21 protein-coding genes are annotated in these 21,535 nt (G+C 45.4%); 6 read left to right on the top strand and 15 right to left on the bottom strand.

Features of this window, described 5'->3' with window-relative positions; genetic code table 11:
* The first annotated feature begins 12 nt into the window (after window positions 1-12).
* Complete coding sequence (locus ACSQ8P_RS14085) at window positions 13-207, top strand: hypothetical protein (RefSeq protein ID WP_436235776.1); 195 nt, start codon at window positions 13-15, stop codon at window positions 205-207.
* Window positions 208-380: 173 nt separating this feature from the next.
* On the opposite strand, the gene ACSQ8P_RS14080 is transcribed toward ACSQ8P_RS14085, so the two are convergent.
* Window positions 381-1,883, bottom strand: coding sequence for an L-fucose/L-arabinose isomerase family protein (locus ACSQ8P_RS14080; RefSeq protein ID WP_436235775.1), 1,503 nt, complete (start codon window positions 1,881-1,883; stop codon window positions 381-383).
* Between the two features lie 130 nt (window positions 1,884-2,013).
* Here ACSQ8P_RS14080 and ACSQ8P_RS14075 point away from each other — a divergent pair, with 130 nt between their 5' ends.
* On the top strand, window positions 2,014-2,880 hold the full coding sequence (locus ACSQ8P_RS14075) for a helix-turn-helix domain-containing protein (RefSeq protein WP_436235774.1): 867 nt from the start codon (window positions 2,014-2,016) through the stop codon (window positions 2,878-2,880).
* A gap of 48 nt (window positions 2,881-2,928) precedes the next feature.
* Here the strand turns inward: ACSQ8P_RS14075 and ACSQ8P_RS14070 are convergent, their stop codons facing one another.
* From ACSQ8P_RS14070 to ACSQ8P_RS14040, 7 genes are all read right to left on the bottom strand, one after another.
* Window positions 2,929-4,701, bottom strand: a complete 1,773-nt coding sequence (locus ACSQ8P_RS14070) for a cache domain-containing sensor histidine kinase (RefSeq protein ID WP_436235773.1) — start codon at window positions 4,699-4,701, stop codon at window positions 2,929-2,931.
* A gap of 155 nt (window positions 4,702-4,856) precedes the next feature.
* The gene (locus tag ACSQ8P_RS14065) at window positions 4,857-5,738 is read right to left on the bottom strand and encodes a carbohydrate ABC transporter permease (RefSeq protein WP_436235772.1); all 882 of its coding nucleotides are present in this window, start codon (window positions 5,736-5,738) and stop codon (window positions 4,857-4,859) included.
* A complete protein-coding gene (locus tag ACSQ8P_RS14060) occupies window positions 5,735-6,646 on the bottom strand; it encodes a carbohydrate ABC transporter permease (RefSeq protein ID WP_436235771.1) in 912 nt (303 codons plus the stop codon). The genes ACSQ8P_RS14065 and ACSQ8P_RS14060 overlap by 4 nt, the downstream gene beginning before the upstream one ends.
* A gap of 84 nt (window positions 6,647-6,730) precedes the next feature.
* Entirely contained in the window at window positions 6,731-8,158 is a 1,428-nt protein-coding gene (locus ACSQ8P_RS14055; protein ID WP_436235770.1) for an extracellular solute-binding protein, read from the bottom strand.
* Between the two features lie 109 nt (window positions 8,159-8,267).
* Window positions 8,268-9,590, bottom strand: a complete 1,323-nt coding sequence (locus tag ACSQ8P_RS14050; protein WP_436235769.1) for a response regulator — start codon at window positions 9,588-9,590, stop codon at window positions 8,268-8,270.
* A 37-nt stretch (window positions 9,591-9,627) separates the two neighbouring features.
* Window positions 9,628-10,299 carry a hypothetical protein gene (locus ACSQ8P_RS14045; protein WP_436235768.1) on the bottom strand — a complete coding sequence of 224 codons (672 nt, stop codon included), beginning with the start codon at window positions 10,297-10,299 and terminating at the stop codon, window positions 9,628-9,630.
* A 208-nt stretch (window positions 10,300-10,507) separates the two neighbouring features.
* The gene (locus ACSQ8P_RS14040; RefSeq protein ID WP_436239523.1) at window positions 10,508-10,960 is read right to left on the bottom strand and encodes a cupin domain-containing protein; all 453 of its coding nucleotides are present in this window, start codon (window positions 10,958-10,960) and stop codon (window positions 10,508-10,510) included.
* Window positions 10,961-11,118: 158 nt separating this feature from the next.
* On the opposite strand from ACSQ8P_RS14040, the gene ACSQ8P_RS14035 reads away from it, so the two are divergent.
* Window positions 11,119-12,069, top strand: coding sequence for a hypothetical protein (locus ACSQ8P_RS14035; protein WP_436235767.1), 951 nt, complete (start codon window positions 11,119-11,121; stop codon window positions 12,067-12,069).
* Between the two features lie 190 nt (window positions 12,070-12,259).
* On the opposite strand, the gene fucU is transcribed toward ACSQ8P_RS14035, so the two are convergent.
* On the bottom strand, window positions 12,260-12,685 hold the full coding sequence (gene fucU / locus ACSQ8P_RS14030) for an L-fucose mutarotase (protein ID WP_436235766.1): 426 nt from the start codon (window positions 12,683-12,685) through the stop codon (window positions 12,260-12,262).
* Window positions 12,686-12,907: 222 nt separating this feature from the next.
* Here fucU and ACSQ8P_RS14025 point away from each other — a divergent pair, with 222 nt between their 5' ends.
* Complete coding sequence (locus tag ACSQ8P_RS14025) at window positions 12,908-13,915, top strand: LacI family DNA-binding transcriptional regulator (RefSeq protein ID WP_436235765.1); 1,008 nt, start codon at window positions 12,908-12,910, stop codon at window positions 13,913-13,915.
* 10 nt (window positions 13,916-13,925) lie between these two features.
* On the opposite strand, the gene ACSQ8P_RS14020 is transcribed toward ACSQ8P_RS14025, so the two are convergent.
* Complete coding sequence (locus ACSQ8P_RS14020; protein ID WP_436235764.1) at window positions 13,926-14,519, bottom strand: hypothetical protein; 594 nt, start codon at window positions 14,517-14,519, stop codon at window positions 13,926-13,928.
* Between the two features lie 203 nt (window positions 14,520-14,722).
* On the opposite strand from ACSQ8P_RS14020, the gene ACSQ8P_RS14015 reads away from it, so the two are divergent.
* Both ACSQ8P_RS14015 and ACSQ8P_RS14010 read left to right on the top strand, forming a co-directional pair.
* On the top strand, window positions 14,723-15,886 hold the full coding sequence (locus ACSQ8P_RS14015) for an FAD-dependent monooxygenase (RefSeq protein ID WP_436235763.1): 1,164 nt from the start codon (window positions 14,723-14,725) through the stop codon (window positions 15,884-15,886).
* A gap of 127 nt (window positions 15,887-16,013) precedes the next feature.
* Window positions 16,014-17,084, top strand: coding sequence for a bifunctional 3-deoxy-7-phosphoheptulonate synthase/chorismate mutase (locus ACSQ8P_RS14010; protein WP_436235762.1), 1,071 nt, complete (start codon window positions 16,014-16,016; stop codon window positions 17,082-17,084).
* A 68-nt stretch (window positions 17,085-17,152) separates the two neighbouring features.
* Here the strand turns inward: ACSQ8P_RS14010 and ACSQ8P_RS14005 are convergent, their stop codons facing one another.
* The 5 genes from ACSQ8P_RS14005 to ACSQ8P_RS13985 form a co-directional block, all read right to left on the bottom strand.
* On the bottom strand, window positions 17,153-17,794 hold the full coding sequence (locus ACSQ8P_RS14005; protein ID WP_436235761.1) for a hypothetical protein: 642 nt from the start codon (window positions 17,792-17,794) through the stop codon (window positions 17,153-17,155).
* A complete protein-coding gene (locus ACSQ8P_RS14000) occupies window positions 17,787-19,586 on the bottom strand; it encodes a CBM96 family carbohydrate-binding protein (protein ID WP_436235760.1) in 1,800 nt (599 codons plus the stop codon). Before ACSQ8P_RS14000 ends, ACSQ8P_RS14005 begins: the two co-directional genes overlap by 8 nt.
* A 112-nt stretch (window positions 19,587-19,698) precedes the next feature.
* Entirely contained in the window at window positions 19,699-20,538 is an 840-nt protein-coding gene (locus ACSQ8P_RS13995) for a helix-turn-helix domain-containing protein (protein WP_436235759.1), read from the bottom strand.
* 196 nt (window positions 20,539-20,734) lie between these two features.
* Window positions 20,735-20,947 (bottom strand): twin-arginine translocase TatA/TatE family subunit, encoded by a 213-nt coding sequence (tatA, locus tag ACSQ8P_RS13990; RefSeq protein ID WP_436235758.1) that lies wholly within the window; start codon window positions 20,945-20,947, stop codon window positions 20,735-20,737.
* A gap of 21 nt (window positions 20,948-20,968) precedes the next feature.
* Entirely contained in the window at window positions 20,969-21,532 is a 564-nt protein-coding gene (locus tag ACSQ8P_RS13985) for a RidA family protein (RefSeq protein WP_436235757.1), read from the bottom strand.
* Window positions 21,533-21,535: the final 3 nt, after the last annotated feature.

The raw sequence follows: 21,535 nt of genomic DNA, 5'->3' as shown, positions 1-21,535 counted from the left end.
GGAGCGATTGCCATGAAAACTATTTACGAGAATTATAGAGGTTTCAAAATAAACAAAGATGATAGCACCTATAACGCTATTCACGCGGATCGCATTATTTTTACGCAATCTCCGTTAAGTCAAGTTCTTGACTCCATCGATCATTACATTGATGTGACAGGAATTTCTGATTCATCTGAAGACCTATCTGCCTTTCCACAAAATTAATCAAGCACTTCCACAAATGTGGATATAAGAATGAATTGGAGCACCTACTGTCACCTGGTTGAAATGAGAAGTAATGCCGTAATAGAGCTACGGCGGTATGTACGTGGATGCAAAAAACGCAACTGTCCTTTTTGGGACTGTTGCGTTTTTCTATTTCTCAGTGACAATAGCAACTACAAAATCACATGTTTCACCTTCATTAAATCCGCGACTTTCTGAAACTGGGACGCATTGTGCCCAATCGACATCGCGCAGTGATGCGTCGGCGCTTCTGCAAACCAGCGTGACATGTACGCATCCGGATGCTCACGGAACCTCACCGGCGTCTGTGTGTTGCCGATTTTCATAATCGGCCCGTTCGTGGACTCGCCTTCGCTGGAGATCAGCTTCAGCCTCCCATCGCCAGTCTGCGTCACGTTCAGCGTCGTGATCGCGCCCGTCTTCACCTTGGCTTCGACGGACACGCCGGTCCCTTGCTTGCCGTGATACAGCCCCATGCCGCGCAAAATCGGCTTCCCTTCGGAAATCGCGATGTGGAACGGACCGTCATGGCCAAGCAGAATCGTCTCGTCGATATAATCCACGACGACAATTTCCGAGAAGGAGCCGCCGACGCCGAGAATATCGCTGATTTTCATCGCGACAGCCGTCTTCAGGTCTCCTTCACCTGAGCAAGGAATGCCACGCGCCGTAAGCAGCGAGTTACCGACAATGAAGCCGCCTTGCAGCTTCTCGTACTCACCACCAGGCGCGCCATGGTAATAGTACGACAAGGCGTCTAAATCATAGGTACGCACAAGCTTCTCTTGCGCGGCAGCTACCCGACATGACCACTCCAGCTGCTCTTCCGTTGGCTTCTTCGCAATCGGATCCGAAGGGGAATCACCGCTAATTTGGAACATGTCCTGCAGTTCATCCAGCTTCCTCTTCACATCCTGCGGAGTCACTTCTCGCAGCATGCGGTCCAGATCACACATTTCAAGCACTTCCACGTGAAGACCTGTCTGTGCAGAAATCATCGTAAAATCACTGTACATATCGAGCATCCCGCTATAGGTATTGCCTAAGAAACCGAAGCGGCTATGCTGCAAGGTTCTAGGTACTCCTGCTGCCCGCACCCACTCTTCAATCTCTTTCCACGCACGCACCGCTTCACGGCGCTCATGTGTCACTTCATCCGTCAATGAGATGGCTGGCGTATAGTCAAGACCCAGCATGCCATTGACAACTCGGAATGGGATACCAGATCGGTTGAACACATTAGCAAACTCAGGCACTGGACAAGCGCCACAATGCGCCAACCATTCTCCTGTCGTCGACTGCTCATAATTAAGTCTCGCTGTTGGCTGTAAATTAAGGAACACAACAGGGGCTTTACAAATTTGATGCACTGGCAATACGGTAGAACTCGTGGAGTATGTTGCTGCATGGCAGAAAACAAGATCTACTTGCCGTTCATTCAGCCACTCCCCTGACTTCCGTCCTTCCCCTTCCGTATCTACGAGCCCGTAGTAATAGACGTCTGCCCAGGCGGACATTTTCCGCTCAATGAAACGTCCATATTCTTCTAATCGCTCTTTTAAACCGGGGAACTGCTCCCAATATGCTCGGAGTCCAACAGAATATAATCCAATTCGCGGCTTGAGGCTTGCCTTAATCGCTGGGTAAATTGACATTGAAGCATCTCCATTCGTCCATAAATAATAGCTTTATAAACTAATTGTAATGGCTTACAATCAAGATAACATCCAAGGATCTTGGTTAAAAATAATAGAATCTTGTGACGATCTCGGAGGCACTTCTCTCATGAAAGAAAATTTCACTACCGCGTGGTCGGAAGACTCGATTCGTTTCATCTCTAGCCCCTCCACATTTGCCAAAACGAACCTGTTTTATGTACAAGAGATAGGTCACTTCTATACGCTTCCTGGCTATTTTACAGAACGGGAAGGACTTGATTCCTATTTGATTGCTTATATTTTGAAGGGTGCAGGTCAACTGACTTATCGAGATAGCACATATCCATTAGGAGCTCATCAGTTATTTTTCATCCATTGTGATAGCTATCATCACTATTCAACTAATCCCCAAGAGCCCCTCGAGCTACTCTGGGTCCATTTTCACGGGAGTGCTGCAACAGCCTATTATGATCACTATGCAGCGTCACGCGAGCCTGTTTTACAGTTAAATAACCAATCGTCCGTATCAACTTTACTGCGTCAAACCTTGCAAATCCAACAACAAAGAAACGCGGCTACAGAGTTCCTCACATCGAAGTTTCTCGTTGATCTGCTGACGGAGATCGTCCTCTTCGCACAGCAAATAGGCTTATCCGAATCGGACAAGCCTGCTTATATCGATGCTATTTGTCAGACCCTGGAATCTAAATTTACAGAATCCATCTCATTAAACGAGCTTGCTCACCAACATGCGGTTAGCAAATACCACATGGCCAAACGGTTTAAGCAATACACAGGCTTCTCGCCTCACGAATACGTGATTAACATCCGAATGACTCATGCTAAAGAACGCTTGAAATACTCCGATATGCCTGTATCCGAAATTGCAGCCACCCTCGGCATCGACAATGTCAGCCACTTCATCAATCTGTTCAAAGACCGCACCGGTGACACGCCGCTGGTCTATCGCAAGAAATGGCAGCGGCCTCGGTAGAGAGAGCGAGATTTAAGGGTTGCACATGCACTTTGCAGCTCTCCTGCCCTACTTCAAATCCGTCTCATCCAACACCGCCGGAATCTCAATCCATACCCGTACTCCCTGATCCTCCCGCAACGCATACTGCAGGCCAAAGCCTTCCCCGAAATGCAGCTGGATCCGCTTTTGCACATTAATAATACCGAATCCCTTGCTGCTCTCTTTCCCCTGCAAAATGGCATTCAACATCCCGATATCTGCGGGTCGATAGCCGTTGTCCTCTACGCTGATAATCAGTTTACCTTCCGTATGCTTCACCTTGATCCAAAGCTCCCCATCATGGCTCATATTCTTGATTCCGTGGAGGATGGCATTCTCAATAATCGGCTGCAGGAGCACCTTCGGCATTAGAAAACGTTTGGCCTCCTCTTCGATTTCCCAATACGCCTTGAACGCATACTCATAGCGGAATAACTGGAGCCGTACATACGCCTCGGCATGATTGATTTCTTCCATCACCGGAATGAGGAGCTTGCCCTTACTAAGCCCAATCCGCATAATGAGCGACAAATCCTTAATCATTTCGGCCGATTCCGCCGCCCCCTCCATTAACGTGTGCCAGTAGACGGACTCCAACGTGTTATAGAGGAGATGTGGATTGATTTGTGTATGCAATATCGACAATTCAACTTCCTTATGCTTTAATTCAAGCTCATATTGATCATAAATCGTCTGATTCAATCGATTCGTCATCCGGATGAAATGATTACTCAGCAGTACGATCTCATTTTTACTTTCTGCATGCATGGTAATGGCCAAAGGTTTTCCTGGGTGATAGGAATTCGTAATGCGAGCCAGCCTGGAAATCGGCTTCAAGATCGATTGAATAAAGTACATACTCGCCAAAATCAAAATCAGGAAATAAATCAACATAATCCAATCCACAAGGCGCTGGACTGAGATATGATCACTAATAATCGATTCGACTGGAACACGCATTAGCAGTTTGGTTGCCGTTATCTCACTCGTGTGAATGACCGACATGATCTCTTCATTGTTCTCGATTTGCTTATAAACCCCTTCTTCCTTACCTTCGGGCACACCCATTTTCGAGCCAATCCCGAAAGCCTCGGTATTCGTCGCCAAGACGGTGTTATCGGGATCTAGCAACAGGATTTGCGCATCTTTGTACTTATCAAAAGGGACGAAATCCATCTGCAATGGCGTTTCAATGCCCGAAACAACCAAGTAGCCGATAACCGTTTCACCGTTGTAAATACTGTTCAATTGCCTCAAATAGGCTACAGTTTGTGTGTTGTTCGGGTTATATCCGAATTTATCAATGACTCGAATAATCCCCTTTCCTTTCGCATTACTAACCGCTTTATACCACGAAAGATCCGTCATATCCGTCGAATAGAACACCCCGTTATTCAACAGGTCAGAATTAGGGACGAACGAATATAACTTATCCTTATCCGAGAAAAACAACGAATACCGCACGGCATTCGTGGAATAATTGTTCAAATATTTATCTAACGTTTTGAAGATCTCAAACCGTTCATATTCGGAGGATGACGGAACGCTTACCAGTTGTTGGATTTCTTGCGAAATCATAATTTTTTCCGTTTTTTCTTCAAAATCGCTGCTTTCACGGTCCAGTGTCAAATGACTTCCCCGGACTAATTGGAGCAGAGCTGTCCCTACTTGTTCCTCTGTAATGGATTCCAGCTTCTTGGCAACGACCAAATCCAACACGAGTGTTGGAATCACAACGAAGACGATAAGCAGCAGGATCAACTTTTTCATCAACTTCATATTTTGCAGCATTTTGCGCATCCCCTCTTACCATCCTTTCAAAAAGCTTTCCGTCAAGCTGCCAGTAGCAGCACCGTTGTTAGTTAGGCTATCTGTACGTTCGCTATGCCGGAAAGAAACTCCTTTAAACGCAAAGAAAACGCCTCCAGAATTCACTTTCTGAAGGGCGCTTCTTCCTATCCTTTCACACTGGATACCGATAAGCCACGAATCATAAACTTCTGGAAAATCAAGAAGAAAAGTACCGGTGGGAGCATCGCCATGGTCAACACCGCAAATCGTACACTCCATGGAATGACTGAGTTGGAATACACCACATAGCGATAAATACCAGTGGCCAGCGGGTACATGCTTTTATCCGTCATTACGATATTCGGCCAGTAGAAATCATTCCACGTTGTCGAGAAAGACAGCATGAGCAGCGTGCCAATGATCGGAGTTGACAGCGGAACCGCAATCCGAATGAAGGATTTGAATTCACTTGCCCCATCGATACGCGCAGCTTCCAGGACTTCCTTGTGAATGCCATCGAAGAAATTTTTGAGCAGCAGCATGAAATAGGCATTCGCCGCCGCGGGCAACCAGAACGCCCAGTAGGTATTGATCATCCCTAAGCTTTTCAAATTCAAAAAATTAGGTACGATATACGTTGCAGGCGGAATCAACAGTGTCGAAAAGAAGAAAAGTGTTATCCATCGCTTGAACGGGACTTTCAAATGAGATAACGCATAGGCGGCTAACCCGATAAATAGAAGGGAACAGACCACATTCCCAACATAAATCACGAGCGTATTTTTCAAAAAGGTCACTAATGGAAGGTCGAAGCTATTGAATGCATCATCATAATTTTCCCAAATCCAATGCTTCGGGAAAAAGGTTGGCGGAAAAGTGAAAAACTCTTCCCGCGTTTTCAGTGAGCCAAAAAACGTATTCAGAAACGGATAGATCGTCGTAACCGCAATCGCCACGATAAGCAGCACCATGAGGGTGTAACCGAGTTTGACGGAACCTTTTTTGAAATCATGCTGGGAGATTAACCCACGTTCACCTTGCTTCACGCTTTCTCCCCCTTACGCTGCATGACGTTGTATAGGATGGTCATCCCTATGAGTGCGAAGAACATCAAGCTGCCCATAGCACTAGCTTTACCGAATTCGAGATCGCGGAACGCCGTGTGGTTAAGCCATAGCAAGTACGTCAACGTTGCATTATTCGGACCGCCATCTGTCATCGATAATTGCGCTTGGAAGCCTTGAGAGGTCGTGATTAGTTGAAGAACAAGCAAGAGTCCCATTAAAGTTTTGATGCTAGGCAAAATGATATAGCGAACACGCTGCCATACACTTGCACCATCGATCTCAGCGGCTTCGTATAAATCCTTCGGAATCCCGACGATCGCCGCAATGTAGATTAACGTAGCACCCCCAAAGCTTTGCCATGTTTCAAGAACAACAATTGAAGCCATCGCTAATTTCGGACTAAAGAACGAAACTTGGTCGATGCCTATTTTCTGCAACAGACTGTTAATCGGCCCTACGGCATCAAAGAACCACATCCACATACCGTACAAAACAATGGCGGGCACCGCACTAGGTAAATAGCTGATGATACGTGCTGCCCCTTGAAACCGACGAAGCTCAGAAACCGCGATCGCGACTAATGGTGGGATCCAGAAGCCCAGAATAATACCCAAAGCCATATAGATCAATGTATTCTTAATTGAAATCCAAAGCAGATCATCCTTCAGAATACTCATATAATTTGCTAAGCCAGTGAAATGATTGCCATCTACAAAATCAACGTTATAGAAGCTATAGAAAATCCCTTTGAAAATTGGCACCCACAGAAAAATAATGAATAACACGACTTCCGGCAAAATAAACAGCGTACCCCATAAATACCAGTTCATTTTCTTCTTCGACACTTTGCTTACTGCGATAGGTTGTGAACTCAGCTCTGCATCCATCCTAAACACTCCTTATAGTGAGAAAACCTCTACCCACGACCACTCCAAAATAAGCGGCCGCAGGTAGAAGTAAGTTAGGCTTACCTATTCGACCTTCACTTTGTCAAACGTCTCCGTTTGCACTTTGGTCGCGGCTTCAGACAGTGCTTTTTTCAAGTCCACATCTTTCGTCGTAAACACTTTTTGAATGACATTCGCCATTTCCGTATAGTACTTTTGAGCTTCGTATTGCGCTTCTGGCTTACCATCCCATAGAGCCAACAATTGCGGATCGTATTTGAAGACGTTATCATATTTCGCTAATAAATCGGTATACTTTTTACCGAAATCTGAGGAATCTTTCCAGTAGTTGATCGGTTGCGGAATGTACACGCGGTTTTTACCTTTACGATCTTCGATTTCTTTCTTCGTGGAGTTCAAGAAATCATCCGTGAAATACTCATCCGTAATCCATTTGAATGCCATTTCTTGTTGATCTTTATCGCTCTTCGGATTGATGACACGATAGTTACCACCAAGAACGCCCGTATGCTTACCGCCTTTCGTAAATGAAGGCATAGGATACACAACGAGATCATCCTTGCTGATGCCGCCTTCATTGATCGCCGTATCCGCTGCGTTACCGCTTCCGCACATTACCATCGCACCGCGTCCTTGGGCAAAGGCATTCAATGCATCGCCATAACCTAGAGCCCAGTTTTGTGGAATCAGGTTCTCATCCTTTAGTTTTTTGTAGAATTCAAGCGCTTGCAAACCAGCTTCTGAATTGAAAACGCCGACTACTTTACCGTTTTCTAGCTTTTGAACATCGCCACCGGCTGCATAAAGGAAATTGGTCCAGTTCCATCCTGCTTCGGGTCCTTTGCCCATTGGAATAAAGCCTGCGATCCCTTTGGCTGGATCATTGATTTTGCGAGCTGCAGCGAGCAGATCGTCCCATGTCCAATCCATAGGAGGAAGCTCAACACCTTTATCTTTGAACAACTTTTTATTCAATGTAATCGTCATGACATAACCATCAATCGGTACACCGTAGGTCTTGCCGTTCACAACAAATGGCTTGGAAAGCAGATCATTCATATCTTTGGCATGCACCCATGAACTCATGGAATCGGTAATATCGGCAACCCATTTCTTATCAACAAGCACCTTACCTTCCGTAGCATATGTTGTATACTCAGTTGGCGCACTGTTCGAAGCCATTTTGATCCCGATTTCGAGCGGATTGTACTGCCAGTCGTCTTTTTTGAAATCTGCATTCGGGAATTTCGTTTTAAATCGAGCAATACGCTGATCCAATTGATCATTTTTTTCTTTTTGATCTGCTTTAAAGCTCTGTGCCGTAATCGTTACTTTTTTCGCAGCTGGTGCAGCTGTTACAGCAGCTGGCGTGGATTCTTTTGCCGCTGGAGCTGGGCTTGTCGTGCTTGATGTTCCATTGCTTGAACTACACCCTGCGATCAATACCGTTAACGCAATCGCACTCATTGTAGACGCTTTCTTTACTCTCATGTTTGGTTCCCCTTTCGAATCGCTTCTCACTTGTCGTTGCCACAGTTTTGATTATAAGGGGAGTTCAAAGCAAGGGCGATGTGTCGTATTACGCTAAGTATGTCGTATGTTACGCACCTGATTGCTTCACTTCTGAGATATTAATTCCGAAATGTTTTTTGAATATTTTGCTAAAATGCTCCGGAGATTCATATCCGATTTCTTCGGAAATCTCATAGCGTCGTTTATCGGTCGTCAGGATCAGACGCTTCCCTTCTTCCATCCGCAGCTTCGTGACATAGTCCCAGATGTTCGTTCCCATCACTTTTTTAAACAAAAAACTTAAATAATTCGGACTTAGATGCACCGTATCAGCAATATCCTGCAGTTTCAACCCTTTGTTGCAAAAATGCCCCTCAATATACACTTTCGTCTCAAATACGATTCGGTTATTCGCCTCATCTACGCCAGCTATGGTTAGGTCGGGATTCGAATTGATGCTGTCTTTATCCTCAATATAGAACATGTAGTGGCCCTTATTGGTCTCACAACAAGATAAGCTCTCGAGCGCTTCCTTGTACATCACCGGCCACTGCGTAATGCCTTCACGTATGCGGCTGATTCCGATCTGACTCTTCACATTCAAATATTTCAGCAGATTGGTATGAATCATTTGAGCTACCATCAACAGCTGGTTCACCCGCATTGAGCCCCTGCTCTCCTCTTCCGTTATTTGCAGCAGCAAGGTGAAGGTGGAATTGTGATTATTGAAAACAAGATGGTTCCACTGACTCGCGGTCTCCTCCATAATGTTCAAAGCTGCGTATTTCAACAAACTGCGATCCTTCAACGTGGATATTTCCTGATCATGAATACCGCCACGTTCTAATGATAATTTGATGGTCAACATGCTAAAATACGTGCCATTCATACGATTATCTAGCGTCTCTTTTATGGTAGGTACCTCGGACTCATGTATCATTCCAGTCACCAATTCATTCAAATAATAATTCGTCTCATGCGTCATATGGCCAGGCAGGGTACGCGAGCCTTCCCAATTCGCAAAGCGCTGACCCTTATCTTCCTTTTCCTTCAACAGCTTGGTCACAACGGAAATGAGATGGGGCGGCGTAATCGGCTTAACCAAATACTCTTTTGCTCCAAAACGGATCGCTTTCTGTGCATACTCAAACTCACCATGTGCCGACAAAATCACTATCGGAATTGAAGGATCCTCTAAGAAAATATTCTCGATCAACTCGATGCCATTCATTTTCTCCATCTGAATATCTGTAAATACTAAATCTATTTTCTCCAAATGTATAAAATCCAGCGCCTCAAACCCGTTATACGCGATGAAAACCTCGTTAATGTCCAACTTGGACTGCTTCAAAATCGTCGCAACACCCTTGCAAATCATCGGCTCATCATCTACAACCAAAATATTAACCATGCTGCCACCTCGTTCATTTACTTGCCATAATTCCATTTTATTGTACAACAATCGATGTGAATATGTGTTTTATTACGTTTATTGTGTGGGATGTGTGGATTAGGGGCGTGGAGTGAGTAACTCGATTTTTTGGAGTTACAGAGCTATAATTGCCGCTGTCGCCTCGCGTAACTCGATTTTTTCGAGTTGGATACACCAAACCTTTCGCTTCCAAATCTCGCAATACTTTTCTACAAGTCTCGCTTTTAAGCTGAAGCCATGTACTTACGTCCGTCACTCGAAAAGGTTTATTACCTAGTAACGAGAATCTCAAAACTTCCCGCTCATAAACAGGCAGTTGGAGCAATCCAGCACCTTCCACGTTACCGATTCGACCGATTAATCCATACAGGTTTCTTTGACAGAAACTCGGCTTTCTTTCTAGTTCATCTCGACTATATGGGAAGTAGGTGTAACCGAGTATCGCAACTGAACGCGTACGCGCCCTCTCAAATGAGAAACGGTCTCTCGTGATTTTCTCCGCATGGGTGACGAAACTGTCTTCCTCGAAAACGGTCCGTATTTTAGGGTGAAACACGTCGCCATATATTTTCACACCTGACAAGCTCGTCATTTCATATTCAAGTACCAATCCATCCAACGAACCCAAAACAGGCAGAAGCGCTTCTTCCAAAAGTTTCTTCGTTCCTGTCAGGTCCCTCTGAAACATCTCCAGCCTCTGACCTGCCTAACCTGCTCTTCCCAAAAAAATTTTCATACTCCTTCTCGAACACTGCGATCATCTCCTCCAAAAAATAAAACGCCGCCAGCTCAAAAAAAGAGCTAGCGGCATATGCTTTACGCTTAAAATCATTCTTATCTTCAAGATACCAAATTACTTGACACTTAGCAAAATGAATCTGTTTCTAATCATTACATCATCTCTTAATTAATTTGAAGTCATCATAATGGAAACCTGGTGCAACTACACAGGAAACCAGAACGGGTTCATCGCCTAGCGGTCGCGCCATTTGCCATACATGTGCTGGGACAAGAGCCTGTGGATGCTGACCGTTCAGCACATCAGGACCTAGAATAATTTCTTGTGTCGCTTTAGGTTGCTCACTCGTTCCTCCTAATGTAAGCACGATCGGGCTGCCGGAGTGCCATAACCATAACTCGTCGGACAATACGGTGTGCCATTCCGAAAATTCATCTGGATGAAGCAGGAAATAGATCGAAGTTGCTGCGTAACGCGAACCGGAGTAGGCTTCATTGAGTACTTCTTTAGGGATCTCGAATGAGGCTTTCCATAGTTCCTTGTACCATCCACCCTCAGGATGCGGTTTCAAATCTAACGTTTGAACAAGTGGTGAAAGTTGTTTGGTAATCATATGATTTCTCCTATTTCTCTCTAAACTTACAAAGTATGAATTATACCATAAGGAAGTCTCATATTGTATATGTAAGAATTTCCGAAACCGCCAACCGATATGTACGTATTGAAAAAGGAATCCATCTAACAAATGCTGGGAAACGAGGGATGAAGATGTCAGATAATCTAAACCTTCAATTGAGGGTAGCGAAAGAACGGATGTTTCGGCTGCACAAAGCAGAACGCAAAAGAGAAGATCTTCTGAATAGAGCATATGAACAGGAACGTCTCATACGACGGCTTGAGTTACAGCTTGAATCGGAGCAGGCAGATGTAGAGCGATTGACGCGACTTTCACTAACAAATCTGTTCCACACGATTCTTCGTAGTAAATCCGAGCAACTTGAAATGGAACGGCAGCAAGTCCTTACCGCTGCACTTCAGTTAGAAACTGCCAAACAGGCGCTTCTGGATGCACAGAATGCCTTGATTAAAGTCGGTGATGACCTCGCCAACTATCAACGTGCAGAAGACGACTATAAGAAGCTTATGGCTGTGAAGGAATCCGCACTCTTAAACGCACCACTATTATCAAGTGAGCTGGAAAGAATGGACGACAACATCGATGATCAGAAGCTTTTGGTGAAAGAGCTGCAAGAAGCCCTAACTGCTGGAAAGCTTGTACTAGCTTCTTTGACAGATGCTTCCACTAGTTTGGAGAAAGCTGAAAATTGGGGAAAATGGGACTTATGGGGCGGCGGTGGCATGATTAGCACCCACGCAAAACATAGTCATGTGGATGATGCCAAACGGTTTATTCATCAGGCTAATCACCAGATCCTGAATTTCCGTGATGAACTAACCGACTTGAATCGGAGTTTTCATATTGAGATTGATATCAGCGACACGTTGAAAATGGCCGACTATTGGTTTGACGGACTCATTGCAGACTGGATTGTCCAAGGACGTATCACAAATTCACAAAGCCAAACACTCTCTGCAATGAATAAAATTCGACCCGTCGTTACTCAGTTGCAAAAGGAGTTTTCAGCCGCAGATGCGACTCTATCAGAACTGATTACGAAACGGATCAATTGGATCGAAGAGTCTAGCTTGGACAGTTGATACAAAGAGCCACTCCCAACCAACGTTGAGAGTGGCTCTTTCCATATCCCAGCTTCTATTTCATCTGCTGTAACAAATTCATACAATAAGCTTCACTTTGTAAGGAACGAAAGCAACATCACCAACTAAAGCGGCTTGGTCATCTATCCTCGTACTAGTGTGCACATTTTAGAGTTATCGGTAATTCAAATCACTCACTAATAACGCCTTTTCTTAAAATAATATTGGCATACAACGCCTTTTCACTCGTCGCCACAATGGCATATGCTTTCTTCGCTCGCTCATAAAATGCGAATCGTTCCACGTACTCAATAGCTGGTGTTGCGTGTTCACTGATGATCTCCTCATATTCGCCCCAGATCGGTGTTTGGGCAGGATCTCCAGGAACGACTGCCATAAGCGCGACAGGCTGATCGCTGTATGTATCCAGTGGATACAAGGATAATACCGCTTTCAACAATTCCGGAACCCCATGACCATCAGAACGTAATAGACGATTCGCATGACTGGCTGCCGGGAAATTCCCGTCTGCCAAGATGATTTCATCCCCATGCCCCATCTCCATTAGCACTTTGAGCAACTCAGGCGAAAGGATAGAAGGTATTCCTTTTAACATCATCAACATCTCCTAAATAAGTTTGTGTTACCGATAACTCAAAATTAACAACTTTATGTCTTGCTGTCAATCCTTTATTTCTATACAATATGAAATAAACGGCTACATCGTCCTCTTAAGCGGAGTACGCTTCATCAAAAGTCTAGCCCTTGTAATGTGCGAAACATATACTTTCTATGATTTCAAATTAAACGATATTAGGCTGGCAAAGGAGATTAGCACGTGATAACAATCTATGACATCGCCGAGAAGGCCGGTGTTTCCGCGATGACGGTTTCCCGTGTTATCAATAACACGGGTCGTATCAGCGAAGAAACGCGTAAACGAGTGCGGAAAGTCATGGAAGAGCTCCACTACATTCCGAATGCATTGGCACGCAGCTTAGTTTCCCAGAAGACGCATCTCATTTCCCTGCTCATTACGGACATTACCAATCCGTTCTATACCACACTAGCACGAGGCGCTGAGGATGCAGCCAAGAAGGCGGGTTATCGCTTGCTTTTTGCCAATAGTGATGAGGATTATGCGAAAGAAAAAGATTACGTCGATATGATTCTATCTACACGTGTGGATGGTGTTTTATTTGCGCCGGCTGGCGATCATTCTCGCGACAACTTATTGCAATTACAGAAGCATCAGATTCCTTTCGTTGTGTTGGACCGTGAAATCCCTGGGATTGATGCGGATGTCGTCCTTGGTGACAGCAAAGAAGGTGCCCGTAATCTAGTCGAGCATCTGATTGCGCTTGGGCATCAGCGTATTGCCTTAGTTAACGGTACACAGGACGTTTCAACAGCTCGATTGCGATACATAGGCTATAACGAGGCACATCGTCTTAACGGACTTACCCTCGATGATTCGCTCGTGGTCCATCTCGGGTATCGTGATTTCCACGATGACTCCGCTCTCGACGGACTGCTCCAGCTTGATGAGCCGCCTACGGCTATTTTTGCAGCCAACAATATGTTGGCCGTTGGAGTCATTCAATCGCTGCGCCAACGAGGCTTACAAGTGCCAGGGGACATGTCTGTCGTTTGCTTCGACGACTTCGGACCCGCAGGTGCGATCAATCCTTTCCTCACCGTTGCCGCACAGCCCGCTTATCAATTTGGGCAACTTGGGATGCAGCTGCTAATTGAACGCATTGAAGGCGGAACTAGCGATGTGTCTCGCAGAGTCATACTGCCCTCTGAGCTCATCGTTCGCTCGTCAACACAACCTCTCTCGTAGAGATAGCGAGCTATTGTTCTTCCCATTTATGAACAATAGCCGCTACAATCTCTTCCTTTGTCTCCTCGGTTAATCCATTCCGAAGTTCAGTAATAAATTCAATAAAAAGCAGGGATAAGAGCTCATTCATCTCCATATTGAGCGGTTGATGATGTTTCCAATTCATATCGTCGAAAAAAACACGCATCCGATTGACCTCGGCTGGGTGCAGTCTGACGTTGAGGGTTAAATGAGCAGCACTATCCGAATCGCCCTCCTGAAAGGAAAGTCCCCATTGAAAACCGGGTACAGTTCCCCCGTTCGGTCGCTCATTCGTGTTTACACGGGCAACAATTCCTCCAAATTTGCTTCTAAGCTGTAAAATGTATGTATATAGATCCTTCCCCTTGCGCACATGATCCATAAAATTATCAAATAATAGTTTGACTAGGAATGTTTTGTTGATTCCGCTTAACTCTTCTTGTGATGTATAGACAATATCCTCCAAGAAAGCATCTGCTCGGTTAAAATAATCCCGAGGTGCCCTCACTTTAACCGTCTGGTAAATATCCGTATCCGTTGCTCCCCGTTGAAATAAGCCCGTCCATGATTTTAGTGTGAGCATCCCGAATTCCCCCTTCTTGTCCCCTCTTAAACTATTATTCCAAATCTAGCAGAAAAATGACTACAACTAAAATGAGACTGCCAATTAAATCTTAGCGAATATGACCTCGGTCATACTTATTTTTGGTGGTGATCAGCGCTTTCATTGTTTATGATGAGACTAAGTAGTATAGCGGCGATCTAATGAAGCTGGAGGATACACACATGAATGCAGTAACGACACGGAAAGCGATAGTAATTGGAGCGGGAATCGGTGGATTATGTACGGCCTTGTCACTTCAGCAGCAGGGATGGCGAGTCTCGGTTTACGACAAGGCATCATCACTGAGGGAAGCCGGGGCTGGAATCGTACTCGCAGCCAACGCCATGAAAGCACTCGATCTGCTTGGCGTAGGGGGAACAGTCCGGAACGTGGGGGCACCTGTTGTTCAGGCTGACATTCGAACCTGGGATGGCACAATGATTACGAGTCTCCCAGCTGCCAAACAAGCGGTACTATACGGAACGCAAAGCTATGTCATTCATAGAGCTGACTTGCAAGCAATTCTTGCGCAAGCAGTAACGGCGACAACTCCTATACAGACCAATAAACAATGGATCGACGGGAAACACAGTGATCGAGAAGTAATCGCTATTTTCAAAGACGGTACACAGGAGGAGGCTGATGTCATTATCGGTGCCGATGGTTTTCACTCTGCCGTACGAGAACGACTTTTTGGGCAAAGCCCAGTCCGTTATTCGGGATATATTGCTTTAAGAGGAGTTTGTACACAGGAGGAGGCGCACAACACAAATGATGGCGGGGGCTTCGAGGCGCTGGGACCGGGAAGACGCTTCGGCCTCTCGAGTCTCGGCAACGGCCGTGTATTCTGGTTTGCCGCAATTAATGCACCACAAGGAAAACTACCTCCGGTTGAAGAAAGGCAATCTGAGCTGCTACGTCAATTTCACGGTTGGTACAGCCCAGTCGTGTCAGCTATTGAAGCAACGGAAGCATCAACCATCCTGGCCCATGACATCGTTGACCGCCCCCCATTACCAAGGTGGAGTTCAGGCAGGATGACATTGCTCGGCGATGCCGCACATCCGATGCTGCCCAATTTGGGACAGGGAGGTGCGCAGGCAATTGAAGATGCTATTGTACTAGCAAGGTGCCTCCGAAATCGTGAAATTCCGGCTGCACTTTCAGCATATGAGAAGGAGCGAATGGCTCGAGCTAACCGAATCGTGCGAATGTCTCGGTCAATGGGACGAATGGTTCAACTTGAGAACCCATTACTGATCTACTTACGCAATAAGCTGCTAGCATCCTTGTCTGATGCCCGTTATATAAGCCGCTTCGATCCTATCATTGGTTATGAGGTGTAGTATAGATATAAAATCTTTTTTACTGCTAGATACTGCACATTGGCTACTTTGCAACATAAATTGGTTTAAGCGCAGATATGTCAAAGCTGCAAAACCGGTATGCTTTAAAGCCAAAGGGTGAACATAGATGGAGAATACGAAGTTAGATGACTTAAGAGATCGAATTGATGAAATTAATGAGAATCTGCGAGAGCTGCTCTCCGAGCGAGCACGCATTACCCAAGAGATCGGCCAGGAGAAGGAAAAGCAAGGCGTGCCGAAATTCGACCCGCTTCGCGAGAAGAAAATGCTAGACGCCTTGGTTGCTCGAAATACAGGTCCTTTCGATGACGATACAATTCGTCACCTTTTTAAACAAATATTCCAAGCCTCACTGACCTTACAACAAACGGTTCACAAAAAGCAACTGCTTGTTAGTCGTAAACGGCAGCAGGAAGATACCATCATCCATCTTGGTCCTGCTACTATTGGCGGGAGTAAACCGATCATGATTGCAGGTCCTTGCTCTGTGGAAAGTGTTGAGCAAGTACGCACTGTTGCTGCCGCATTAAAAAGCGCTGGCGTGACCGTGCTGCGCGGCGGTGCCTTCAAACCTCGAACATCGCCTTATGATTTTCAAGGATTAGGCTTAGAAGGTTTGCAGATCCTCAAAGCAGTCGCCGATGAGTTCGGACTTCAGACGATCAGTGAAATCGTGGATCCCGCACATATCGATATTGCGGGTCAGTACATCGACGTGATCCAAATTGGCGCGAGAAATATGCACAATTTTGAACTACTGAAGGCGGCAGGCGAGGTTCGTATGCCCATTCTTTTGAAGCGCGGCTTGTCTGCTACGATCGATGAATTCCTGCATGCTGCGGAATACATCCTATCTCGCGGCAATACGCAGGTTATGTTGATTGAACGCGGTATCCGAACCTATGAGCGGGCAACGCGAAATACACTCGACATCTCGGCAGTTCCGATTCTGAAGCAAGAAAGCCATTTACCTGTCCTGGTCGATGTGACCCATTCCACGGGACGCAAGGACATCTTCGCCCCTTGTGCTAAGGCCGCTTTGGCCGCAGGAGCGGATGGGATAATGGTAGAAGTCCATCCGAATCCGGCCACAGCTCTTTCTGATGCTCAGCAGCAGTTGACGATTGAGGAGTTCAATCAATTTTATGCGGCGATTCAGCAATCCGGATTGTTTTAACAATTATTCTCGATTCCCACTCAAAAAAAGCCCCCAACCCACTGCAAGTGGAATCGGAGGCTTCTTACCTATACCGTTTTATCTACAAAGGAAATTTTATTGTTTTCAGCAAATTTTTTCAACTTAGACGCCATAGCCGCGATGTCAAAACGGTTCAACGTTCTGTTATAGACCCAACGTGGAGACTTGCCTGTCAACTCAATGATAATTTGACCTGGCGCGTGTACAATCTCTTTAATATTCTCCGCACCCAGCACTAATTCACGAGCTAGACCTCGCTTCGAGAGATTCGTTTTGGTCACTCGCAAGTACGGTCTCCGCACGAAATAAATGAGTACACCAACTACCAAATAGCTAAGCGTAGTATACCAGTACATTTTGTCCCCTTCGGTTTTCGTCAACGTAAACAACAAGAAGAGCGAAACTACGATGAAAAACGCAGCCAATAGAATGCTTCTTCCTTTAAATACGACCGGACGATCCGGATCCGTTGAAATAGGCGCCTTCCCTTGTTTGGTACGGGTCAGGTTTGCCTTTTTCGTATTTTTACTTACCATTCTTTCCCACTTGCGTGACATGCCTTTCACTCCCTGCATAATAGTTACCATACTTCTCTTCTCATAATCCCATACTTGCGGCAGAATGTCGATATTTAGCTTGGACGCGTAGGCAAAAGGAGCCCTCTCAGGCTCCCCCTCTACCTTATTCATTCACATTCGAATTGTACAGATTTCCTCCGCCTGTACGCACATCGTTCGCCGCTGTGGTCCCTGTTGCCGCACTTGTTGCATAGACGACGTAGCCTGTCGAACTATCCAAATTCACGGTATTATTATTAAAAGAATTATTCACACCAGTCGCATATTCCGTACCATGCGTACGAACTTGGAAGGCATCTACAACGTTCGCGTTGCCATTTCGATATCCTTGATTATAGCGAACGATCGTATTCACACCTTTTACGTCAATGAAGCTGTCTGCGCTATTCGCCCCACTTATACCCGTACCATTAAACGTACAGTACTCGATAATCGTTCCGCTCGCGCCTTCCTTCACATCGATATGCTCTGCTGTAATACCGCCATCGAAATTCGTATGACTAATCACGTTTCCTGTTACAACATGCTCATAAGGCGAGCTGGAATCGGAACCAACATAAGCACCTTCCCCATACCCTGCTTGATACAACCCTGTATCGTAAATAAGTGAGTACGTCAATGTATTGTAGGAACTGCCGTCCCGGAAATGGACACCCTCATCGCCAACATAATGAACTTCTACGTTGTTCAGCAGATTGTTATTGCCGTTGTCGATGATAATTCCTTTCTGCGCATTCATGATTTCAACATCCCGGATCTGCCAATAGTTGCCCGTCAGGTGAATACCATAGGAGCCATCGTTCACATTCACGCCCTTGAGCACAGCTGGATTAGCAGCATCACAGCTCTGCAGAACGATCGGGTTGGAAGCTGTTCCACTTTGATCCGAATAGAATAATCCTTGCCCGCCTGGATCGCCGCTGGTCAAACGATCACCAACATAATTGCCAGGGGCAAGCAGAATGATAGATCCTGCTGTCGCATTTTTCATGGCATTTTGAATGGCGGCCGTTGTTGTCAGTGCATTCGTACAACCAGTTGGTGGCGTTCCCGCAGAGGTAGTTACATTGATCGTGCTGCTTTGACTCGAAACATTCCCAGCCGCGTCCTTCGCTTTAACATAGTAGCTATACGAGGTAGACGCCGTTAAGCCAGTATCACTTGTGAAAGTGCCCGTAACTGTCTTGAGGAATGAGCCATTCCGATACACATCATATCCCGTTACGCCTACATTATCTGTAGATGCACTCCAGCTTAGATTGATTTGACTGCTGGAAGCTGCTGTGCCGCCCAATCCACTAGGAGCTGTCGGCGCTTGAGTATCCCCTCCCGTTCCACCGCCGCTTTCGACAACAAGCTGCGGCTTATTCGAGGCATTCTCATTACTATTCAATGTAGTGTATTTACCCACACTTTCTTGCAGTGCAAATGAAACAACACCATCTCCTGCTGCTTGTGAAGTCACATAAGCTGTAACATCAATCTCGTTGTAAGTCGTTGTCGTATTAATTGCAACACTACCTGCTGAGCTGCCGACCGTTGGTTTCGTACTCCAGGTAATCGCGGATTGCGTCCAGCTGTCTGTCGTTTGATACGCGGATAATACCGTTGACGCGGATGCACTGCCATAAATGCGAAGCTTGGCACTCGTTACGCCCGAAAGGCCAGAGAGACTATATTTGAGATACGTATACCGAGATGCACCTGGATCATTTTTCACATACAACGAAGTGGCTGTTCCATAATTGCTTGTCGGGTTACCTTCATGCACATAGGAATCATCAGAAGGGCTTAGTGTGGTTGTCGCCGCTCCTGCCACTACTGGAATTGCAAGCAGCATTACGGTTGAGAATAGCGTGACAATCCCTGCCTTACCTTTCCATGCTTTGAAAAGCTTAGTCATTATTATTCCTCCTCTGACTCCATTAGATAGCGCTTACAAATAGAATTATAAGAGATCATCGCATGCACATGTTTCCTGCTATTGTTCAGAACTTGTACTGTGTTGCTGTCTTTTATACCTGCATGCGATACGACTTCGGTGTCGTTCCAAGAACAGTTTTAAACACACGTGAAAAGTATGAACCATTCTGAAAGCCCACCTCCTGAGCGATAAAGCTAGCAGACTTCGACGTGGTCTCAAGTAGGAGACATGCTTCCTTTAATCTGCGGGAAATAATAAATTCCGTTATGGTACGTCCCGTTGATTGCCTGAAAATATGAGATAAATAAAAGGTGGAGAGATGCAAATCATCCGACATCCGTTGCAAATCAAATTTATCCTTGTAATGCCTTTCGATCCATTCCGTGATCTGCCCAGCCGCATGGTTACTGCTCAGCTTTTCCTTCTGTTCCTGGCAAATTTCACATTCATAAGGCTCAAGCTGCTGAAGTATGGATAATAGGCATAAGACAAATTCTTCTTGCTGTTTATGCGTCGAGACACGACTTAGTTTGCTATGTAAATGTTCATAAAATTTGGCTAGATGCTGCTGCTGAGGGATCACATGATTGGTTAAGGATTGCTTCCAAAGTGTGTTAAACCAGGTACGAATACCGCTAAACGCACGCAGCGCTGTATCCAATCTGTAAGGATCAAACATAAGGATAGATCGAACAAATGGACCTTGAATTTGAATGCGATGCAATTGAAAAGGTTGGAAAATCAGAAGGCTGCCTGGCTCAATATTGTACCAGCGTTTGTTCACTTCCACACGGCCTATTCCTTCATACACATAGAGGAATTCCATACAAGAATGAGCATGATAAACCTCCCAATTCTGCATTCGACTTGATTTCTCATGATTCAGATGAAAGGGTTCTTTAGTGACATCTACACTTGTGCTAAGTTTCAACAGCTATCCCTCCCGATTTTGGAAATAGTTGGACGCTTTAAGCGAGCGTGAGCACACTCTATCACTTTCTTGCACAAAACAATTGTACAAATTCTAGGATTTCCTGTGTTTTGTTTAGGTCGATGCACGCACAAAAAACAGATCCTGCCATTTTCCCTTACGAGAAAATAAACAAGATCTGTTTAACATAGCATGTTTATACGTTGACCTTATCTGTACGTTTTTCCGGAGCTTCCAGATGCTCAGGCGCTTCTTTCCCTTCGCCGACGAGCTCCCTGGCTGAATTTTTAAATTCATGCAAGGTACGCCCTACCGCACGACCAAGCTCAGGCAGCTTAGACGGCCCAAACAAGACCAACACAACCACTAAAATTAACATGAGTCCAGGTAATCCAATATTTTGCAGCATACGCACATCATCTCCGTTTCCTTAGTCCTGGTTATGGTGCTTTGGATACACAGCTACAGCTTCAATTTCAATTAACCAGTCAGAGCTAACAAGGCTTGCAATACCAACCGTAGAACGTGCTGGCTTCACAGGATTCGCTTCTGTACCAAAAAATTGCGCATAAGCGTCAAACCAGCCTTGATAATCAAATTTACCTTCTTTAGCTGCATCTGGCGTAACATAGACTCGAAGATAAGCAACATCTGCAAGAGTGAGGCCTTTATCCTTTAATTGCGTTTCAATTGCCTTGAGAATACCTATCCCTTGTGTTTTCGTATCCCCATAGCGTTCATATACGGTCTTGCCTTCTTTATTGATAACAGGCGGCACGGTACCGCTTGTGAATAAATAGGAGGATCCCGCTGGAACCGATACACCTGCAGCAATCGAAGAAGCAGGATTACCATAAAATTCGACTTCGTTAATAGGCTCTGCATTATATTTACTTGACTTCTCTGTCCCAGCCGCATAAGCACTAACACAAATTAGACATGAACCAACGGTAGCTGCTACGATCGTCTTCCACTTTTTCGTTATAATCATCATGAT

This window comes from Paenibacillus sp. LjRoot153, from assembly GCF_964253085.1.
Lineage (GTDB): Bacteria > Bacillota > Bacilli > Paenibacillales > NBRC-103111 > Paenibacillus_E.
Note: the sequence above shows the minus strand (reverse complement) of the source record. Positions and strands in the feature narration are given on the sequence as shown.